Genomic DNA, 20,286 nt, shown 5'->3' with positions numbered 1-20,286 from the left:
GGCTTTGACCATCCCCTCACAGGGGCGGCCGTAGCAGCGGGTACCCACCCCCCTCTATGGTTACTGGCCATGTGGCCAGGACAGCAGCCGCCCGGGGGCGAGCAGAACCCGCAGGACCAGAACCAGAACCCGTACCAGCAGCCGGGGTACCAACAGCCGAATCCCTATCAGCAGCCGGGATATCAGCAGCAGGGCCAGCCGGGGCAGCCGGGCTGGCAGCACAATCCGTACCAGCAGCCGACCGTGCCGCAGTACGCCGTGCCCGGCGGGCCCGGTGGTCCGCAGCCGGACGACAAGAAGAAGACGACGGTCGTCGCGGTCGTCGCGGCCACCGCGGTCGTCGTCGCCGCTGTCGTCACCGGTGTCGTGGTCATGAACAAGGACGACAAGGGTGGGTCGACCGTGGCCGAGGACAAGTCGTCCTCGTCACCGTCCGCCAAGCCGTCCGACACCGCTTCGTCCCCGGCCGCGAACCCGCGGGGCGGCGAGGAGGCCGCGCCGTCGATTCCCGGCTGGAAGGTCGTGACCAACCCCAAGTGGGGCACGCAGTTCGACGTGCCGGGGGACTGGGAGGTCGCGGGCACCGGCGTGTTCGCGGGCTTCGAGGACGCGAAGGACCCGACCGGTCCGCCGGCCGCCGGCTTCTCCGCTCCGGCGTACTACAAGAGCAAGTGGTGCGTGGACGATGCCGACAAGGACGGTTCCAAGGAGGACACCGGCCTCGCGGGCGTCGGCACCAAGGGGGCCCAGGGCGCCAAGAGCACGGACGAGGCCGCCACCAACGAGGCCGCCAACTGGGTCTGGGCCGCCTACGCCCAGGAGGACCCCAAGGAGAAGGTCAAGATCGGCAAGGCGGCTCCGTACACGACCAAGTCGGGTCTCTCCGGCAGCGTCGTGACGGCCACCGCCACCGGTCTGGCCAACAAGAACAAGTGCGACACCGACGGCAAGTCGACGGCGTTCAGCTTCAAGAACGGCAAGGGCGAGTACTCGACCTGGGTCCTCTACGCCAACGCCGGTGTGGACGACGAGCTGCCGGACGCGACGATCCAGAAGATCCTCAGCACGGTACGGCTCGCGGAGGGCACGGAGAGCACCTCCTGACCCCCTTGCGGCCGGAGCGGAGGCCGTCCATTTGGCGACAGGGGGCCGGGACGGGGATAGTCCCCTGGTGACTTCCGCCGTTTCTGCCCCCTCCCCCGCCTCCGGCCCCGCGCGGGCCGGCCGCAATTTCGGTCTGCTGACCGCCGCCGCGATCATCACGAGCCTGGGTACCCACGGCGCACTGATCGCGGCGGCGTTCGCCGTTCTGGAATCGGGTGGCGACGGAGGAGACGTCGGCCTGGTCGCCGCGGCGCGCACCGCGCCCCTGGTGCTCTTCCTGCTGATCGGCGGGGCGGTCGCCGACCGCCTGCCGCGCCACAGGGTCATGGTGGCGGCGAACACACTCAACTGCGTCTCGCAGGCGGTGTTCGCCTGGCTGGTCCTGACCGGCGGAGCCGAGCTCTGGCAGATGATGCTGCTGACGGCGCTCTGCGGCACGGGCCAGGCCTTCTTCAGTCCGGCTGCCGAGGGCATGCTGATGTCCAGCGTGACCGGGGAGCAGGCGGCCCGGGCCTTCGCGTTCTTCCGGATGTCGATGCACGGCGCGGCCATCGGCGGTGCGGCGCTCGGCGGCGCCATGATCGCGGCGATGGACCCGGGATGGGTGCTGGCCGTCGACGCCGCGGCGTTCGCCGTGGCCGGTACGCTCCGTGCCTTCCTCGACGTGAGCCACATCCCCCCGCGCGCACCCGGCAGCGGTCTCCTCGCCGATCTCCACGACGGCTGGAAGGAGGTCGCCGGGCGCCCCTGGCTCTGGGCGATCGTGCTGCAGTTCTCGGTCGTGGTGGCCGTCGTCGGAGCCGCCGAGGCGGTGTACGGCCCCCTTGTGGCCAGGGACGAGCTCGGAGGGGCCCGGCCCTGGGGGTTCGCGCTGGCCGCGTTCGGGGTCGGCACGCTGGGCGGCGCACTGCTGATGATGCGCTGGAAGCCACGGCGGTTGCTGCTGGCGGGGACGCTCTGCGTCTTCCCGCTGGCGCTGCCGTCCGCCGGGCTCGCCGTGCCGCTGCCGGTGGCCGGCCTGTGCGCGGTCATGTTCGTCACCGGGGTGGCGATCGAGGTGTTCGGCGTCTCCTGGATGACGGCCCTCCACCAGGAGATCCCGGAGGAGAAGCTGTCCCGGGTCTCCGCGTACGACTGGTTCGGCTCCGTCGCGATGGTGCCGCTGGCCACGGCGGCGGCCGGCCCGGTGGAGTCGCTCGTCGGCCGCAGCGAGGCGTTGTGGGGCTGCGCCGCACTGATCGTCCTGGTGACCGCGGGCGTGCTGCTGGTCCCGGACGTACGGAATCTGACGCGCCGCAGCACGGTGAAGGGGGCCGCCGTCCCCGCGCCGGCCCGGGAGTCATCCGATGCTGAAGGCGCCGTCGGGAGGCTGGGGTGAGGCGACGGCCTCGCTGTCCCGCACGGGCCTCGCACTCCCGACGAGCCGGGTGAGCGACGCACCGTACTCGACCCGGGCGGGAAAGACGTCGGCGGCGCACAGCCTGGTCAGCGCGGCGATGTCGAGGGGTGCGCGGGAGGCGACGAGCACGGCGTTGCCGAAGCGGCGGCCCCTCAGCACCGCGGGTTCGGCGATGAGCGCGAGCTCCTCGAACACCTCGGCGAAGTTCGCGATCTGCGAGCGCAGGAAGGTGAAGGGCGCACCGTCGGCGAGGTTGGCCGCGTAGAACCCGTCCGCCCGCAGCACCCGGCCCGCTGTCCGCGCGTACTCGACGGACGTGAGGTGGGCCGGGACCCGGGCGCCACCGAAGACGTCGGCGACCAGGAGGTCGGCGGAACCCTCCGGCGCCTGTTCGAGCCAGTCCCGGGCATCGGCGCCGTGGACCGCGATCCCGGCGCCCTCGGGCAGCGGCAGGTGCTCACCGACCAGTCGGACGAGTCCCCGGTCCGCCTCCACGACGTGCTGCCTGGAGCCGGGCCGGGTCGTCGCCACATAGCGCGGCAGGGTGAGCGCCCCGCCGCCGAGATGAACGGCGTCCAGCGGAGCACCCGGCGCGCCCGCCCGGTCCACGACGTGGCCGAGCCGTCGCGCGTACTCGAATTCGAGGTGCTCCGGCTCGTCGAGGTCGACGTACGACTGCGGGGCCCCGTCGACCGTGAGCAGCCAGGCCCGGTCCCGGTCGACGTCGGGCAGCAGCCTGGCGGTGCCGCAGTCGGTGTCGCGGATGACGGGTATCTGCTCGTTCACTCCCCCATTGTGACGGGCTCCGGCCCCTGTTCCGACCCCGCACGCCCCGCCGGAGTCAGCCGTTCCACACTGCGGCGACCGCCTCCGTGTGCGCCACGGACTGGGCCAGGCCGGCTCTCGCCGCGGGAGCACGCCGGGCCGGGTCGAGGGAGTTGCGGCCGATGGCCTTCCGCGCCCCCGCGTCCGGGGTGATGACCTCGACGCGGGCTCCCGCCGCCTCCAGTTCGGCGGCCTGCGCCCGGGGCGAGGCGATCACCTTGCTGCCGCCCGCGGTGGGGGCGATCACGACCACGCGTTCGTACCCCGCGGCGAGATGGGCGTTCGCCGGGGAGTGCACGCCGCCGTCGATCCAGCTCCCGCCCCCGGCGACGACCACCGGCCAGACCGCGGGGACCGCGCAGCTGGCGGTGACCGCGTCGGCGAGGGGGACCGTTCCCGTCCGGTCGAAGGTGTGCAGGGCCCCGGTGGAGGCGTCCACCGCTGTGATCAGCAGGTGCCGGTCGGGCCACACCGTCGACGGCAGGCGGCCGCCGATCATCTCCCGGCGTTCGGCGGCTGTCGCGTCGGCACGGCTGTCCCGGGCGAGGGCTCCCAGTCTGCGGCCGTACTCCTCGGGCGTGCGGGAGGACAGCACGGCGCGCGCGTACCGCAGGACGGTGACGGGGCCGAGCCGTGCCACGGGCTCCTTCTCGGTCTGCGGATCGGCGAGCTGGCGCTCGTAGAGCTCGCCGACGGGGACGGTGCCCCACGCGAGCTGTGCCCCGACGATCGCCCCGGCCGAGCTTCCCACGATCAGATCGGCGGTGGAGAGGTCTACGCCCGCCTTGACGAGTCCGTGCAGGATTCCGGTTTCCCATGCGGTGCCGGTGACGCCTCCGGCACCCAGTACGAGAGCTGTGTCTGCCATGGACCCCAGTCTGCTGCACGGCTCACGGCGCGCCTGACCGGGGCCGGGCAGGCGCGCCGTGCAGCAGCCGTCAGAGCAGGCCGGTCACCGTGCCGGCGCCGACCGTGCGCCCGCCCTCGCGGATCGCGAAGCCGAGGCCGGACTCCAGCGGCACGTCACGGCCGAGCTCGACGGTCATCGTGACCGTGTCCCCGGGCCGGGCCACCGCCACCTCCCCGAGGTCGACGTCGCCGACCACGTCGGCCGTACGGATGTAGAACTGCGGGCGGTACCCCGTGGTGACCGGGGTGGTCCTCCCGCCCTCACGGGCCGACAGGACGTACACCTGCGCCGTGAAGCGCCGGCTGGGAGTGACGCTGCCGGGGGCCGCCACCACGTGGCCACGGCGGACCCTGTCGCGCTCGACACCACGCAGCAGCAGCGCGACGTTGTCGCCCGCCTCCGCGGACTCCATCGGCTTGCCGAAGGTCTCCAGACCGGTGACGACGGTCTCCACGTCCGCGCCGAGCACCGACACCCGGTCGCCGACACGCACCGTGCCGCGCTCCACGGCCCCGGTGACGACGGTGCCGCGACCGGTGATCGTGAGCACGTTCTCCACGGACAGCAGGAACGGCGCGTCGGTGTAGCGGACCGGCATCGGTACGTACGTGTCGACGGCGTCGAGCAACCCTTCGACGGACGCCGTCCAGCGTGGGTCGCCTTGCAGCGCGCCGAGCCCCGACACCCGTACGACGGGCACGGTGTCCCCGCCGTATCCGTGTGCGGAGAGCAGCTCGCGGACCTCCAGCTCGACCAGGTCGGTGAGCTCGGGGTCACCGGCGTCGGCCTTGTTGAGGGCGACGACGATGTGGTCGACGCCGACCTGACGGGCCAGCAGCACGTGCTCCGCGGTCTGCGGCATGATGCCGTCGAGCGCGGAGACGACGAGGATCGCCCCGTCGAGCTGCGCCGCTCCGGTGACCATGTTCTTGATGTAGTCCGCGTGTCCGGGCATGTCGACGTGCGCGTAGTGCCGGGTGTCGGTCTCGTACTCGACGTGCGCGATGTTGATGGTGATCCCCCGCTGCGCCTCCTCCGGCGCCCGGTCGATCCGGTCGAACGGCACGAACGTGCCGCTGCCGCGGTCGCTGAGCACCTTGGTGATGGCGGCGGTGAGGGTGGTCTTGCCGTGGTCGACGTGGCCCATGGTGCCGATGTTGAGGTGCGGCTTGGTGCGCACGTATGCCGTCTTGGGCATGGCTGCTTTCCTTGGTGTTCGAAGCTGAGAGAGAAGACCCCAGGGCCCCGCCGACCCTCCCCTTGCGGGGTCCGCCGGACTGTCGGGGGAGGGTCAGCTTCGGGCGCCGCCGAAGGGCGCCGCCGCAGCGGTGAACGCTGCGTCAACTGCTGCTGCTGCGGCTGCGACCGCAGGGCTCACGGCAGCCTTCGGCGTGTCCGCGACTGCGGACTGCGCTGCGAGGAAGGCGTACCGGAACATGCCCCTGATCATGTCCGAGCCGCGCGGCACCGTCGAACGGTTTTTGTGGCGCCCGTCCCTGCACCGGACCCGGGCTCGTGGCACGGGCTGGATCGAGCGGGCCGAGCGCGAGGCCCGGCCCGGATCGAACGGTTCAGGAGCCGGTGCCGTTCCCCTCGCCGAAGGCCCATGCCTCGATGTCGCGGTAGTGGATCGGTCCCCGGCTGCGACCGAAGTTGCTGCCGACCAGGTGCAGCCGCTCGGCGGGCCATCCGCTGCCGGAGAACCCGGCGAGCCCTTCGGCGATCTCCGCTGCCGAGGACCGGTCCCCCCGGCGGGCACGAGCCAGCGTCAGATGCGGGCGCAGGGGCCGGTCCTCGAAGGCGATGCCGCAGTCCTTGACCACCGTGCGTACCTCCGCCGCCAGCATGTTCAGCTCGTCGAGCTCTCCGTCGACGCCGCTCCACAGCACCCGGTCGTCGAAGACTCCGCTGCCGCGCAAGGCGAGGCGGACAGGCCGGCGGTCCGCCGCGAGGCCGGCGAGAGGCGCGCGCAGGAGCGGCACGGTGCCGGCCGGCAGCTCACCGAGAAAGGCCAGGGTGATGTGCCAGTCCTCGATGCGGTTCCACCGCATGCGCGGGTGTGTGCCGTAGGCGTGGCGTAGCTCCCGGGCCAGTTCGTCCTTCGCGTGGTCGGGCGGGGCGAGGGCGATGAACACGCGGACGGTGGCGGCGGGCTGGGTCTGATTCTCCACATCGGACTTCGTACCTCATCGGCGTGGGCGAGCGGACGGCCGGGGCCCACGGGAGAACGGCCGGCGGGCAGCGGGGCCGCCGGCGCCGCCACACGCCACCGGCGATGCCGCACGGCAGGCAGCGCGACCAGCGGCGACTCCGCTCGCCCGCCGCGTCCCCCCGGCCGTCACGCGCCTGTCGTACGGCTGTTGCATGCTTGCCGCACGCACATTACGGCGATCACACACCCATTTCGGTTACGCTCCCCAGATGTTCGACCCCGTCCCCGCAACACGGCCTTCCGGTGGCCTCGCAGTGCGCTGTACGAGGGCACTGCTGTCCCCCTGGTCCCGTCTGTCCCTGCTCGTGGCGGTACTGCTGGCCGCGGCGTTCACCATGCTGCTGTTCGAACCACAGCGGCTTCTCGCCTCCGGCTGGCCCTCCGGGCTGACGGGTTCGGGCGCCGCGATGCTGTTCGGCCTGGCGTACGGCGTGTGCACCGTGGCTTTCGTGCCGCGTCCGCTGCTCAATCTCGCCGCCGGCGCGCTCTTCGGCTCCCAGACGGGCCTGGTGGCTGCTCTGGCGGGCACGGTGCTCGGCGCGGGCGTCTCCTTCATGCTGGGCCGGGTGCTGGGCCAGGACGCGCTGCGCACACTGCTCCGGGGGAAGTGGCTGAAGGCCGCGGACGGCCTGCTGAGCCGGCACGGATTCCGCTCCATGCTCGCGATACGGCTGTTCCCCGGCGTTCCGTTCGCCGCGGCCAACTACTGCGCGGCTACCTCACGCATGGGGTACCCGCCGTTCCTGCTGGCGACCGGGCTCGGGTCCATCCCCAACACTGCGGCGTACGTCGTCGCCGGCAGCCAGGCCACCTCACCGACATCGCCCGCGTTCCTGGCGGCCATGGGCTTCATCGTGCTGTCCGGCGTGGGCGGGGCACTGGTCGCTTGGCGCAGGCGGCATCGGCTGGGCGGCGGTTCCTGAGGGAGCCGCCCCTGAGCCGGGGGCAGCGCAGGTCCGTTCACCTGCAGGCGATACGCTGCGCGCGACCGACAGAGGATGTTGGGGCCGTGACGTCCCGTCCCCCTTTTCTGACCACATCCGCACACAGCCGACGGTCTTCTCGACCGTCGGCCGTTGCATGAGCACCTCCGGGATGGCCAAAGCCCCATGAGCTGGTTCGAATCATTCGTCCTGGGCCTCGTTCAGGGACTGACCGAGTTCCTTCCGATCTCCTCCAGCGCGCATCTGCGGCTGACCGCGGCGTTCGCGGGCTGGCACGACCCGGGAGCCGCGTTCACGGCGATCACCCAGATCGGTACGGAGGCAGCGGTCCTCATCTACTTCCGCAAGGACATCGCCCGGATCATCTCGGCCTGGTGCCGTTCGCTGACCGACTCCTCGATGCGGTCCGACCACGACGCCCAGATGGGGTGGCTGGTCATCATCGGCTCGATCCCCATCGGTGTGCTCGGCGTGACGTTCAAGGACCAGATCGAGGGTCCGTTCCGCGACCTGCGCCTGATCGCGACGACTCTGATCGTGCTCGGCATCGTCCTCGGCATCGCGGACCGTCTCGCCGCACGCGACGAGACCGGCGGGAAGCACCGTGTGGTGCGGGAGCGGAAGTCGCTGCGGGAACTGGGTGTCAGGGACGGGCTGATCTTCGGCTTCTGCCAGGCGATGGCCTTGATCCCGGGCGTCTCGCGCTCGGGTGCCACCATCAGCGGTGGTCTGCTCATGGGCTACACCCGCGAGGCCGCGGCCCGCTACTCCTTCCTGCTGGCCATCCCCGCGGTGCTCGCGTCGGGCGCCTTCGAGCTGAAGGACGCGGGCGAGGGGCACGTCTCCTGGGGGCCGACGATCTTCGCGACCGTGATCGCCTTCGCGGTCGGATACGCCGTCATCGCCTGGTTCATGAAGTTCATCACGACGAAGAGCTTCATGCCGTTCGTCATCTACCGTGTGCTGCTCGGCATCCTGCTGTTCGTGCTGATCGGAGCCGGTGTGCTGAGCCCGCACGCGGGCGAGTCCGCCGGCTGACGGTCCCCCGGGAGGCGGATCTGCCCGCCTCGCGTCAGAGGTGGCCCGCCCGCGGCCGTGACGACGGCCGCAGGCGGTGGCCCCCAGCCCACCCCGGAGCAGAGAGAGCTCCCCGCCGGGTGTCCCCGGCTCCGCGGGAGGGCTTCCGGAGGGCTCCCCCGCGGCACCGAGAGGCATGGCACTCCTGAGGCGCGCCATTCCCCCGCCGTCCCCTCCGGAGGCCCGCTGAATAGCGACCAAGAGGCAACGGGTGGGGAGGCCGACCACCGGCTCCCGGCCGTGCCCGGTCCGGGAGTCGGTCATTTCGCCGATGACGTGGGAACCCCGGCGGCGCCAGGTTGGACACGGTCACCGCGGTCGCGCGGCGGCCGTGCACCCGCCCCTTCCGCCCCAGCCCTGGGAGAACCCATGCAGCTGACCCGCCCTGCCGGCGCCGCTCTCCTCGCCCTCGCTCTCGCCTCGGTCCCCGTGACCGCGGCGCAGGCCACGACGGCGGCCGACGAGGTGAACTACGTGGCCCTCGGTGACTCGTACGCCTCCGGGACCGGAGCCGGGAACTACTCCGACGCCCTGTGCACACGCAGCCGTAACGCCTACCCGGCGCTGTGGGCCGAGGCCAACGACCCGGCCTCGTTCTCCTTCGTCGCCTGCGGCGGTGCGAAGATCCCCGATGTCCTCGACGACCAGGTGAGCGCTCTGGACGAGGACACCACCCTGGTCAGCCTGAGCATCGGCGGCAACGACTCCGGGTTCGCGTCGACGATGCTGAGCTGTCAGTACTCCACCCAGTCGGCCTGCGAACGGGCGCTGGCTACGGCCGGGCAGTACGTCGTGAACGAGCTGCCCGGTGAACTGGACAGCCTCTACGCGACGGTCCGCGCCGAGGCACCCCGCGCCGACGTCGTCGTCATCGGATACCCGCACCTCTACAAGGAGGGCGGCCTCTGCCTGGGCGGGCTCAGCTCGGCCAAGCGCACGGCGATAAACAAGGGTTCGGACCTGCTCAACGAGACCATCGCGGCGCGCGCCGCGGCGGCGGGATTCGCGTTCGCCGACGGCCGCCCGGCCTTCGACGGGCACGAGATCTGCACCGGCGACGCGTGGATCAGCAGCACGAACGTCCACCCGACGGCCGAGGGCCACGCCTCCGCGTACCTGCCGGCCTTCACGGCGGCCGTGCCGGGGGCCTGAGACCTCGCGCGGTGCCGAGGGCCTGAGTCCTCGCGCCATGCCGGGGCCTGAGACCTCGCGCGGTGCCGAGGGCCTGAGTCCTCGCGCCATGCCGGGGCCTGAATCCTCGCACGGTGCCGAGGGCCTGAGACCTCGCGCCGTGCCGAGGGCCTGAGACCTCGCGTGGTGCCGAGGGGCGGGCAGCCCGGCAGCCGGGTTCAGTACACGTCGCGCACGTATCGCTTGTCGGCGGCGAGCTGCTTGACGTAGACGGCGGCGGCGTCCTCCTGGAGTCCCCCGTGGGCCACGGCGATGTCCCGCAGCGCCCGGTCCACGTCCTTCGCCATCCGAGAGGCGTCGCCGCAGACGTAGAAGTGGGCGCCGTCCTGGAGCCAGGACCAGAGCTGGGCGCCGTGCTCGCGCATCCGGTCCTGGACGTAGATCTTGGCTCGCTGGTCCCGGGAGAACGCGGTGTCGAGGCGGGTCAGGGTTCCCTCCCGGCGGAGGGAGTCGAGTTCGTCCCGGTAGTAGAAGTCGGTGTCCTTGCGCTGCTCGCCGAAGAACAGCCAGTTGGGGGCCCGGTGGCCGAGGGCCCGCCGTTCGTCGAGGAATCCGACGAACGGGGCGACACCCGTGCCGGGGCCGACCATCACCATGGGGGTGGCGGGATCGGCGGGCGGACGGAAGTGAGGGGCGCGCTGGACGAAGAGCGGGACGGAGCTGCCTTCCGGTGCGTCGGCGAGGAAGGTGGACGCCACGCCCTTGCGCAGGTGCCCGTGCCGGTTCTCGTACCGGACCACCGAGACGGTCAGCCGGACGAGGCCGGGGTCGGTGAGAGGGCTGGAGGATATGGAGTAGAGCCTCGGCCTGAGTCGCTTGAGGACGCCGGCCCACTCGGCCGCCGTGGCGCGGGCGGAGTGCTCGGCGATGACGTCGACGGCCTGTCGTCCCCAGGTCCACTGGGCGAGTTCGCCCTTGTTGTCGGGGCGCAGGAGCTTCTTGAGGGTGCGGTCCTGCGTACGGTCGCAGACCAGGCGCAGCAGGCCCGGCGTGATCCGGGCGATGTCCAGGTGGCGGTGGAGTGCCTCGCCGAGCGGGACGGACCCGATGCCCGCCACCTCGACCGCCTCCGCCGGGTCCAGGCCGGTGACGGCGAGCCATTCCGCCACGAGTTCCGGACAGTTCAGCGGTTCGACCCCGAGTGCGTCCCCCGCCTCGTACGTGAGAGGCACGGGGCTCTCTCGTGTGTCGAAGGTGAACTGGCGTACCTCCTTGGCGGCCCCTGGGAGGCTGAGCAGGGTGTTGCCGGCCAACCGCCCGACGGCGGTCCTGGCGGAGCGGGCGGTCACCGGAGCGACGGCAGACGCGGAGGGGGTCGCCCGCACCTCGGGGGCTCCGAGGACATCGGGCGCCGCGGGGGCGCTCAGGGCGGCGGACACGTCGTCGAGCCACCGGTCCGCCGGCTCCTCGTAGTCGGGCTCGCAGTCCGTGCGCGGTACGAGGCGTACGGCGCCCAGTTCGCCGAAGCGCTCGTCGAGCCGTCTGCCGTGCCCGCAGAAGTCGTCGTACGAGGAATCCCCCAGGGCGAGTACGGCGTACCGCACGCCGTCCAGGCGAGGGGTCCCGGGCGCGTTGAGGGACTCCCAGAAGCCGGAGCCGTTGTCCGGCGCGTCCCCGTCACCGAAGGTGCTGGTCACGACGAGCAGATCGGCGGTCCGCGGGAGTGTGTCCAAAGGGCTGTCGTCCATCCCCACGAGGGTCGCCGCCCGGCCCTCGGCGGTCAGCCGCCGGGCTGTCGCCGCGGCTACCTCCTCGGCGTTGCCGGTCTGCGACGCCCACAGGACCACGATCTGCCGGCCGGGTGCGGCATCCGGGGCGGGGACGGCAGGGGTGTGCTCGTCGGCCGCGTCGGCCGGGATCCGCGAGAACATGCCGGCCAGCACCCCGTTGACCCACAGGGCGTGCTCAGGGGCGAACGGCGCGTGCGCGGGCAGCACGGGAGTTCCTCCGGTCCTCGTGGAGAGCCCGGCCAGGAACCCCGACAGGTAGCGGCGTTCGTGCTCGGCCAGTACGGGAGGGGCCGTCTCGGCGACACCGAAGACTCCGGCGAGGGCGCTCGACGAGGGGGCGGCGGCCCCGGGCTCCCCCGCGAGAACGGCGGGCACCCCCACGGGCGCGGGGACCACGGCGGCGGCCTTCGACGGCGTGGGGGCCACGGCGGCGACCTTCGCCAGGGTCACGGCGCAGACCTTGAACTCGGGCTGGAGGGAGATCGGGTCGACGGCGTCGTTGGTGACCGCGTTGACACTGAGGTACTCCCCGAAGAGGTCGTTCCAGTGGAAGGGCGCGAAGCAGTCACCGGGCCGCACACGGTCGGTCACGACGGCGGGCAGGACGGCCCGGCCACGCCGCGAGGCGACCTCGACCGAGTCGCCCTCCCCGATCCCGAGGGCTTCGGCGTCCTGCGGGCTGATCTCCACGAAGGGGCCGGGGTTCAGCCGGTTGAGCTTGGCGACCTTGCCGGTCTTGGTGAGGGTGTGCCACTGGTGCTGCAGACGGCCGGTGTTGAGCACGTAAGGGAAGTCGTCGTCGGGCATCTCGGCGGCCGGCATGTGCGGCCGGGCGTGGAACACCGCGCGCCCGCTCGGCGTGGGGAAGGCCAGCCGGGGCACGCTCCCGTCCGGGCGGACCGTGAGGGACTGGCTGACCCCGTCGTTGATGTAGCGGACCGGATTGCGGGCGGGGCCGTCCGGGTCGGCACTGGGCCACTGGACGGGTGTCCGTCGCAGCCTCTCGTAACTGACCCCGCGCAGGTCGTAGCCCGTGCGCGGGTTGTGGGCGCGCTTGATCTCCTCGAAGATCTCCTCCGCTTCGCTGTAGTCGAAGGCCTCCTCGTACCCCATCTCGCAGGCGATCCTGGCGATGATCCGCCAGTCCGGCCAGGCTTCTCCCGGCGCGTCGACGGCCTGCCGGGCGAGGGTGAGGCTGCGTTCCGAGTTGACCATGACGCCCTCGGCCTCGCCCCAGAGCGCGGCGGGCAGGGAGACATCGGCGTAGGCGTTGGTCTCGGTGTCGGCGAACACGTCCTGAGTGACGACGAACTCCGCCGCCTCAAGGCCCTCGATGACGGTTCGCCGGTTGGCCACGGATGCCACCGGGTTGGTGCAGATGATCCAGCAGGCCTTGATCTGCCCGTCGGCCATCCTCCGGAACATCTCGACGGTCCCGGCGCCCGCGGTGTCGGTCCGCAGGGTTCCGGGTGCGAGGTCCCACAGCTCCTCGACCTGGGACCGTTCGTCGTCGGACTGCAGGGCGCGCTGTCCGGGCAGTCCGGGGCCCATGTAGCCCATCTCGCGACCGCCCATGGCGTTGGGCTGGCCGGTGAGCGAGAAGGGGCCGCTGCCGGGCCGGCAGATGGCGCCGGTGGCCAGGTGGAGGTTGATCAGGGCGTTGGTGTTCCAGGTGCCGTGGGTGCTCTGGTTGAGGCCCATGGTCCAGCAGCTCATCCACTCGCCCGCCTCGCCGATCCAGCGGGCGGCGAGACGGATGTCGTCCTCGGGGATGCCGGTGATCTCCGCGACGGCGGCGGGCGTGTAGTCCCGCAGGAAGCCGGGCATCGCCTCCCAGCCCTCGGTGTGTTCGGCGATGAACTCCGGGTCGGTGTGGCCGTTCTCGACGAGGAGGTGCATGACGCCGTTGAGCAGCGCGAGATCGGTCCCCGGGCGTATCCGCAGGAACAGGTCGGCCTTGTCGGCGGTGGCGTTGCGCCGGGGGTCGACGACGATGAGCTTCGCGCCGGCCTTCACCCGTTCCATGAGGCGGAGGAAGAGGATGGGGTGGCAGTCCGCCATGTTCGAGCCGATGACGAAGAAGGTGTCGGCGTGCTCGAAGTCGTCGTACGAGCCCGGCGGGCCGTCGGCGCCCAGGGAGAGTTTGTAGCCGGTGCCGGCGCCGGCCATGCAGAGCCGGGAGTTCGATTCGATCCAGCTGGTGCGGACGAAGCCCTTGGCCAGCTTGTTCGCGAGGTACTGCGCCTCCAGCGTCATCTGCCCGGAGACGTAGAGGGCCAGCGCGTCCGGCCCGTGCTCGTCGACGATCGCGCGCAGCCGCCGCGCGGTCCGTGATATCGCGGCCTCCATGGGCAGCGGCGCCGGTTCCTCGCTGCGGTCCGCACGCACCAGCGCCGTCGTGAGCCGGCCGGGAGCGGCCAGCATCTCGGCGCTCGTCGCCCCCTTGGTGCAGAGCCGCCCGCCGTTCGTGGGGTGGGCCTTGTCGCCTGCGGCCTTCAGGACGGTGCGCCGTCCGTCCGGCCCCTTGCCGATGTCCAGGACGATCCCGCAGCCGACACCGCAGTACGAGCAGACCGTCCGCACCTGGGCGGGGGTGTCCGGCTGCGGGTTCGGCACGCTCATGGACGGCCTTTCATGGGGGACGCTGACACCGCGACCGTACGAAACGTCCGTTTCCCGGGTGTCACGCCGGACGATCAAGCGTGGTTACGTCCCTTGCACAGCGGCCAGGAGCCGCCGGTGAGGCCCGCCGCGCCGGGCCCCCGTGGCCGGGCCATAATCGCGATGGCGGGCCGGCCCGCCCCGGCCCGGGAGATCTCCGACCTCCGTGGAGGATTCATGACCGCCGACGCCCTTCCCGTGATCGCAGCGGTGGACGGTTCCGCGCACAGCTGGGAGGCGCTCGACTGGGCCGCTGCCGAGGCCGTGCTCCGCGGTCTGCCGCTCCTGATCGTGCACGTGCGGCCACCCACTCGGCGCAAGGACGAGGAGGGCGTGCTGCGGGAGGCCGAGGAGCTGCTCGCGCAGGGTGTGCTGCGGGCCTCGCGGCTGGCGCCCGGACTGCGCACCTCGACGCTGACCCCGCTGGACTTCCCTTCGGCCGCGCTGATCTCGCTGAGCCGGGACGCGTCGATGGTGGTCGTCGGCTCGCGGGGGCTGGGCGGGTTCCGGTCGCTCATGATCGGCTCCAACAGCCTGGCCACCGCCTCGATGGCGCGGTGTCCGGTCGTGGTCGTGCACACCGGCCGGACCGACGAGAGCGAGGGCGACGCGGCGGAGAGCTTCCCCGACATCGTCGCGGGGGTGGCCGCCGACGAGAGCAGTGGGGCGGTCCTGGACTTCGCCTTCGAGACCGCCGCGAGGAGACCGGGTGCGCGGCTGCGCCTGGTCCACGGGTGGACGATGTTCTCGTCGATGCTGTCCGGTGGCCCGGTGTTCGACACCGACGCGGCAGCGGCCTCGGCGGGGCGGGCCCTGGCGGAGCTCACGGCGGGCCGGCGCGAGAGGTACCCACAGCTCGACGTCGTGCGTGAACCGGTGCGGGGCTCGGCCTCGCGCACGCTGGTCACGGCGTCGGCCACAGCGGCGCTGACCGTGGTCGGGCGGCGCAGGGGCGGTGAGTCCCTCGGCCTCGGGCTCTCCCCCGTCGCGCAGACGACGGTGACGCACGCCCTGGGCCCTGTGGCCGTCATTCCCACCTGAGCGTGCCGCGGGAGGCCGGTCCCGGGCCCGATTCCGTTGCCGGTGTGGGGAGTGCCGGTGCGGGGAGTGCCGGCGTACGGCGTGCCGGTGCGGGGCGTGGACTGTGCGCGCGAGGAGCGGGCCGTGCGCGGCTCTTGGCCTGCCGCTCCCACGGGACGAGACTTGGGCGATGACACAGCGCGTGGCTCTCGCGACGGTGATGGACCGGATCTCCATCGATGCAGTGATCACCGATTACGCCGCCGCGGTGGACGACGGCGCCTGGGACGACCTGGGCGCCCTGTTCACACCGGACGGGCGCGCCGACTACCGGGGGGCGGGCGGGCCCGAGGGGCCGGCCACCGAGGCCGTGCGGTGGCTGTCGGAGAGCCTGCGGCCCTTTCCCGCCCGCCAGCACCTGATCGTCAACCGCTGCCTGGAGCTCCAGGATCTGGGCGGCTACCCCGGCGACCTGGCCCAGGTCCGGGCCGACTACCTGAGCCCGATGGGCCCGGAGACAGGTGACGGCGGGAGCGTCCCCACCGTGGTCACCGGGGGTCGCTACGTCTTCGACCTGCGGCGTACGGAAGCGGGCTGGCGGCTCCTGTCCCTCTCCGCGCTCCGCAAGTGGCGGTACGCGCCCGGGGCGGCCACCGCGGGCTGATCCACCGCCCGCCGCGCGACCCTGGGGAGGCGTTGCCCGCCCCGGCGGCCCGGCACGCCCTCTGGGCGCCGCTGATCTTCTGCACCACACTGGGGACCAGGCGCAGAACCGGCGAGAAGGAGATGCGTGCCGATGCGGGTCGGGCGGCTTGCGGACGGACGGCGGGGCGAGGGAGGCGTACGGCCTGGCGAGCGGCTGCTGAACTCGCGCACCGCCCGGGGCGTCGCGGCGCTGTGCGCGGGCGCCCTGCCCGCGCTGGCGTTTCCCGCGCCCTCGCTCTGGTGGTTCGCCTACGTCGCGCTGGTGCCCTGGATGCTGCTGATCCGGTCGGCGGCCACCTGGCGCCGTGCGGCTGCCGACGGCTGGGTCGGGGGCATGGGATTCATGCTCGCGGTGCACCAGTGGCTGATGCCGAGCCTCCATGTGTTCATCGTGGTGCTCGCGGCCCTGCTGGGGCTGCTGTGGGCGCCGTGGGGTGTGCTGGTGGCCCGGCTCCTCGGCGGGTCGCCGTCCGTCCCGCGCTCCGTGGCCGCTGTGGCGGTGGTGCCCTCCGGATGGCTGATGATCGAACTCGTCCGTTCCTGGGAAGGGCTCGGCGGCCCTTGGGGGCTGCTGGGCGCCAGCCAGTGGGAGGTTCCGCCGGCGCTTCGGGTCGCTTCGGTGGGAGGCGTGTGGCTGGTCAGTCTGGGAGTGGTGGCCACGAACACGGCGCTGGTCCTGCTGTTCGCCGTTCCTTCGGCTCGCAGAGCGGCCGGGGCGTGTCTGGTGGCGGGTGCGGTGGCCGTGGGGGCGACGGTGGCGTGGGCGCCGCGGCCCGAGGAGAGCGGACCGGTCCGGGTCGCCGTGGTGCAGCCGGGTGTCGTCGAGGGGCCCGGCAGCATCGAACGCCGGTTGACGCGCGGCGAGGAGCTCACCCGTGGCCTGGCCGGCCGTGACGTGGACCTGGTGGTCTGGGGCGAGAGCAGCGTGGGGGTGGACCTCTCCCGGCACCCGGAGGCGGCGGACCGTGTCGCCGCGGTTTCGCGCCTGGTCGGGGCCGATGTGCTGGTCAACATGGACGCCCGGCGCACGGACGGTCCCGCGCGGGCCGGGATCTACAAGTCCGCTGTGCTGGTCGGACCGGACGGCCCGACCGGGGACCGCTACGACAAGATGCGCCTGGTGCCGTTCGGTGAGTACGTTCCGGCGCGTGCGCTGCTGGGCTGGGCCACCTCGGTGGGCAAGGCGGCGGGCGAGGACCGGCTGCGCGGCAGCGAACCCGTGGTGATGGAGCTGCCGGACGGGCTGCGGCTGGGACCGCTGGTCTGCTTCGAGTCGGCCTTTCCCGACATGAGCCGGCAGCTGACGAAGGACGGGGCCCAGCTGCTGGTGGCCCAGTCGTCCACCTCGACGTTCCAGCACAGCTGGGCTCCTGAGCAACACGCCTCGCTGGGCGCGCTGCGCGCGGCTGAGACGGGCCGCCCGCTGGTGCACGCGACGCTCACCGGCGTGAGCGCGGTGTACGGCGCCGATGGCGCGCGCCTGGGCGCCCCGCTCGGTACGGACGCGAGCGAGGCCGTCGTCTACGACGTCCCGCTCGCCCGGGGCACCACGCTCTTCGTGCGGCTGGGCGCCTGGCCCGTGTACGGCGCGCTCGCGGTGCTGGCCGCTTTCTTCGGCGCGGCGGGAGTGCGGTCCCTCAGGACGCCTGCTCCAGAGAGTCCAGAACCACGCGCTCGCACAGCCGGTGGGTCTCCAGAGCGTCCCGGGCGCTGAGCAGCACGCCGGACCTGACGGCGTCCAGGAAGGACACCACGCTCTGCTCGATGCCCCGCTGGCGGGCCACCGGCACCCAGTCGCCGCGTCGCCTCAGGGTCGGCTGGCCCTTGTGGTCGATGACGTCGGCGAGGTTGAGCACCTGCCGTTTGGTGTCCTGGCCCGAGACCTCGAGGATCTCCTCGGTCGATCCGTTGAGCCGGTTCATCATGCCGATGGCGGTGAATCCGTCTCCGGACAGCTGGAGCACCACGTGGTGCATGAGCCCCTCGGCGATCCGTGCCCGGACGGTGACGTGCGAGACGGGGCCGGGCACCAGGAAGCGCAGGGTGTCGACGACATGGATGAAGTCGTCCAGCACCATGGTGCGCGGGTCCTCGGGCAGGCCCACCCGGTTCTTCTGCAGGAGGATCAGCTCGCGCGGGTGCTCGGCGCACTGGGCGTACGACGGGGCGAGCCGGCGGTTGAACCCGACCGTGAGCGTGACGCCGAGCTCCTCGGCGAGGGCCACCAGCCGCTCGGAGTCGGCGATCTCGTAGGCGAGGGGCTTGTCCACGTAGGTGGGGACGCCTGCTTCGAGCAGCCGGCGGGTGATCTCCGCGTGTGCCGAGGTGGGCGCGTGCACGAATGCGGCGTCCAGCCCTTGGGCCAGGAGCGAGTCCAGGTCCTCGTGGCACCGGTCCGCGGGGATGCGGTGGGCGGCCGCGACGGCCGCCAGGGTGGCGGGGGTCCGGGTCTGCAGATGCAGTTCGACGCCGGGCAGGGTCGTCAGTACCGGCAGATACGCCTTCTGCGCGATGTCGCCGAGCCCGATGCAGCCGACCTTCACGAGGTTCTCCCTGTCGCTTCGACCAGGGCACCGTCACGGTCGCGTCGTCTGTCCCTCCCTGGTTCCGGCAGCATACGGGCGACGGGGCGGCTGCCAGTCGGCGATACCGTCGAAGGTGCGGAGCACGAGCCCGGGACCGAGGCGGGAGACGGTGGACATCAGCCCGTCGCGGAGGGCGACCGCCGGGGCGCCGGACAGCTGCATCATGCGGGAGAGCCGTGCCGCCTTGCGGACGATGGCGGTGGTGCGCGGCTGCCGTGCGGCACTGTACGCGGCGAGTCCGGCACCGAGGTCGGCGTCCGGTGTCACGTGGTGGGCGAGCACGATCGCGTCCTCGATGGCCTGGTTGCCGCCCTGGCCCAGTGTGGGCGCCATGGCGTGGGCGGCGTCGCCGAGGAGCGCGGTGCGGCCCCGGTGGTAGGCGGGCAGGGGATCGGTCATCTGGTGCACGTCGTGGCGCAGGACCTGGGCGGGCTCGACCGCCCCGATGATGGCCGGCACCGGGTCGTGCCAGTCGCCGAACCGGCGCAGCAGTTCGGCCTTCTCGTCGTCCGCGGCACGCGCTCCGGCCGGGGCGGTGGCCGCGGCATAGGCGTAGGTCCAGCCGTCCTTCAGCGGGTGGCTGCCCCACAGCGAGCCCCGGCCCCAGGTCTCGTGAGAGGTGAAGGTCCGTCCGAGCGGAGGTGCGAGGACGCGCCAGGTGGTGAATCCGCTGTACGACGGTCCGGGGTGCCGAGGGAAGAGCGCGGTACGGACCGACGAGCCGATTCCGTCGGCGCCGACGACCAGATCGCCCTCGATGTCCCCGGCCGGCGTCCTGACCACGGCCGGGCTTCCGCCCACGCGGCCCGGATCGACGAGCTGCGCCGCGGCGCCGGTACGCACGGTGGACTCCGGGAACCGGGCGCGGAGCAGATCGATGAGCGCGGAGCGGCGCAGGAGGACGAGCGGCCCTCCGAAGCGTTCGGCCGCGGCGGCGCTGTCGGTGCGGGCGAGCCACCGCCCGGAGGGCGTGCGCATGCCCCCGTCGCCCTGCCAGGCCGCGAGGGATCTGACCTCGTCGCCGGCCCCGATGGCGTCGAGGGCGCGCTGGGAGTTGGGGGCGAGGCTGATGCCCGCCCCGATGGGCTCCAGTGAGGACGCGCGTTCGAGCACGGTGACGTGCCACCCGCTCCGGTGCAGCGCCGCGGCGACGGTGAGCCCGCCGATTCCGCTGCCGATGACCACTGCTCGGGACGTCGCCATGACTGAACCCTCCTCCGGACTACATCTGTAGTAGCACCTTCACGTTACTACAGATGTAGTGGGGCGCGGTAGATTGTTCCCATGTCCACGCGCCCCACTCCGACGCGCTCCGCCCCAGGGGCCGCCACCAGGCCCTCCGCCTCCTCCCGCACCGAGCTGATCGCCGACGCCGCGCTCGCGCTCCTCGCCGAGCGCGGCATGCGCGGCCTCACGCACCGGGCGGTGGACGAGAGGGCCGGACTCCCCCAGGGGTCGACGTCCAACCACGCCCGCACCCGCGAGGCCCTGCTGGAGGCCGCCGTGCGGCGGCTCGCGGAGCTGGAGGCACGGGTGCTCGCCCCCGGGGAACTCCTTGCGAGCGGTGATCCGGACGGGGCCGCCGCGGGGCTGGCGGCAGCTCTGCACCGGTATCTGACCGGCAGGCCCGAACTCGTCGTCTGCCGCTACGAACTCGCCCTGGAGGCCACCCGCCGCCCCGCCCTGCGGGCGTTCTACGACGATGCGGGCAGACGCTTCCGCGAACCCCTGACGGCTCTGATGGCAGCGGCGGGTTCGGCCGACCCGGAGCGGCACGCGCTGTCGGTCGTGGCGTGGGCGGAGGGAATGATGTTCGCCTGCGCTGTGGGTTCGTACCATCGGGCCGTGCCGACCGAGGCGGAGTTGCGCACGGGCTGCGCCGAACTGCTGCGCGGGATGCTCGGCGGAACGCCCGGCTGAACG

16 protein-coding genes are annotated in these 20,286 nt (G+C 72.5%); 9 read left to right on the top strand and 7 right to left on the bottom strand.

Annotated elements, in window-relative coordinates; translation table 11 throughout:
* Nucleotides 1-69 precede the first annotated feature (69 nt).
* Nucleotides 70-1,104, top strand: coding sequence for a hypothetical protein (locus ACFYQ6_RS20900; protein ID WP_388764234.1), 1,035 nt, complete (start codon nt 70-72; stop codon nt 1,102-1,104).
* A 67-nt stretch (nt 1,105-1,171) separates the two neighbouring features.
* Nucleotides 1,172-2,482, top strand: a complete 1,311-nt coding sequence (locus tag ACFYQ6_RS20895) for an MFS transporter (protein ID WP_388764232.1) — start codon at nt 1,172-1,174, stop codon at nt 2,480-2,482.
* Here ACFYQ6_RS20895 and ACFYQ6_RS20890 read toward each other — a convergent pair.
* From ACFYQ6_RS20890 to thpR, 4 genes are all read right to left on the bottom strand, one after another.
* Complete coding sequence (locus tag ACFYQ6_RS20890; RefSeq protein WP_361584174.1) at nt 2,444-3,289, bottom strand: fused MFS/spermidine synthase; 846 nt, start codon at nt 3,287-3,289, stop codon at nt 2,444-2,446. The genes ACFYQ6_RS20895 and ACFYQ6_RS20890 overlap by 39 nt on opposite strands.
* 55 nt (nt 3,290-3,344) lie before the next feature.
* Nucleotides 3,345-4,196, bottom strand: a complete 852-nt coding sequence (locus ACFYQ6_RS20885) for a patatin-like phospholipase family protein (RefSeq protein ID WP_361584176.1) — start codon at nt 4,194-4,196, stop codon at nt 3,345-3,347.
* Between the two features lie 70 nt (nt 4,197-4,266).
* Complete coding sequence (gene tuf, locus ACFYQ6_RS20880; protein WP_361584179.1) at nt 4,267-5,436, bottom strand: elongation factor Tu; 1,170 nt, start codon at nt 5,434-5,436, stop codon at nt 4,267-4,269.
* A gap of 373 nt (nt 5,437-5,809) precedes the next feature.
* Nucleotides 5,810-6,409 (bottom strand): RNA 2',3'-cyclic phosphodiesterase, encoded by a 600-nt coding sequence (gene thpR / locus ACFYQ6_RS20875; protein ID WP_388764229.1) that lies wholly within the window; start codon nt 6,407-6,409, stop codon nt 5,810-5,812.
* 250 nt (nt 6,410-6,659) lie between these two features.
* Between thpR and ACFYQ6_RS20870 the strand changes: the two genes are divergently transcribed.
* From ACFYQ6_RS20870 to ACFYQ6_RS20860, 3 genes are all read left to right on the top strand, one after another.
* Nucleotides 6,660-7,373, top strand: a complete 714-nt coding sequence (locus ACFYQ6_RS20870; RefSeq protein WP_361584184.1) for a TVP38/TMEM64 family protein — start codon at nt 6,660-6,662, stop codon at nt 7,371-7,373.
* A 186-nt stretch (nt 7,374-7,559) separates the two neighbouring features.
* A complete protein-coding gene (locus ACFYQ6_RS20865; RefSeq protein ID WP_361584187.1) occupies nt 7,560-8,432 on the top strand; it encodes an undecaprenyl-diphosphate phosphatase in 873 nt (290 codons plus the stop codon).
* Nucleotides 8,433-8,840: 408 nt separating this feature from the next.
* Complete coding sequence (locus tag ACFYQ6_RS20860; protein ID WP_361584189.1) at nt 8,841-9,623, top strand: SGNH/GDSL hydrolase family protein; 783 nt, start codon at nt 8,841-8,843, stop codon at nt 9,621-9,623.
* Between the two features lie 197 nt (nt 9,624-9,820).
* On the opposite strand, the gene ACFYQ6_RS20855 is transcribed toward ACFYQ6_RS20860, so the two are convergent.
* Nucleotides 9,821-14,014: a molybdopterin-dependent oxidoreductase gene (locus ACFYQ6_RS20855; RefSeq protein ID WP_388764226.1), complete on the bottom strand. Its 4,194-nt coding sequence runs from the start codon at nt 14,012-14,014 to the stop codon at nt 9,821-9,823.
* Nucleotides 14,015-14,230: 216 nt separating this feature from the next.
* On the opposite strand from ACFYQ6_RS20855, the gene ACFYQ6_RS20850 reads away from it, so the two are divergent.
* The 3 genes from ACFYQ6_RS20850 to lnt all read left to right on the top strand — a co-directional run bounded on the left by ACFYQ6_RS20850 (nt 14,231) and on the right by lnt (nt 17,492).
* The gene (locus tag ACFYQ6_RS20850; RefSeq protein ID WP_388764224.1) at nt 14,231-15,094 is read left to right on the top strand and encodes a universal stress protein; all 864 of its coding nucleotides are present in this window, start codon (nt 14,231-14,233) and stop codon (nt 15,092-15,094) included.
* 169 nt (nt 15,095-15,263) lie between these two features.
* Nucleotides 15,264-15,737, top strand: coding sequence for a nuclear transport factor 2 family protein (locus ACFYQ6_RS20845; RefSeq protein WP_361584197.1), 474 nt, complete (start codon nt 15,264-15,266; stop codon nt 15,735-15,737).
* 132 nt (nt 15,738-15,869) lie between these two features.
* Entirely contained in the window at nt 15,870-17,492 is a 1,623-nt protein-coding gene (gene lnt / locus ACFYQ6_RS20840) for an apolipoprotein N-acyltransferase (RefSeq protein WP_388764532.1), read from the top strand.
* On the opposite strand, the gene ACFYQ6_RS20835 is transcribed toward lnt, so the two are convergent.
* Nucleotides 17,416-18,321, bottom strand: coding sequence for a Gfo/Idh/MocA family oxidoreductase (locus ACFYQ6_RS20835; protein WP_361584200.1), 906 nt, complete (start codon nt 18,319-18,321; stop codon nt 17,416-17,418). The genes lnt and ACFYQ6_RS20835 overlap by 77 nt on opposite strands.
* A 33-nt stretch (nt 18,322-18,354) precedes the next feature.
* The gene (locus ACFYQ6_RS20830; RefSeq protein ID WP_388764222.1) at nt 18,355-19,566 is read right to left on the bottom strand and encodes an FAD-dependent monooxygenase; all 1,212 of its coding nucleotides are present in this window, start codon (nt 19,564-19,566) and stop codon (nt 18,355-18,357) included.
* A gap of 81 nt (nt 19,567-19,647) precedes the next feature.
* On the opposite strand from ACFYQ6_RS20830, the gene ACFYQ6_RS20825 reads away from it, so the two are divergent.
* On the top strand, nt 19,648-20,283 hold the full coding sequence (locus tag ACFYQ6_RS20825) for a TetR family transcriptional regulator (RefSeq protein WP_361584206.1): 636 nt from the start codon (nt 19,648-19,650) through the stop codon (nt 20,281-20,283).
* Nucleotides 20,284-20,286 lie beyond the last annotated feature (3 nt).

This window comes from Streptomyces sp. NPDC005494 (genome assembly GCF_042872025.1).
GTDB lineage: Bacteria > Actinomycetota > Actinomycetes > Streptomycetales > Streptomycetaceae > Streptomyces.
This window is presented reverse-complemented; position numbering and strand designations above follow the sequence as displayed.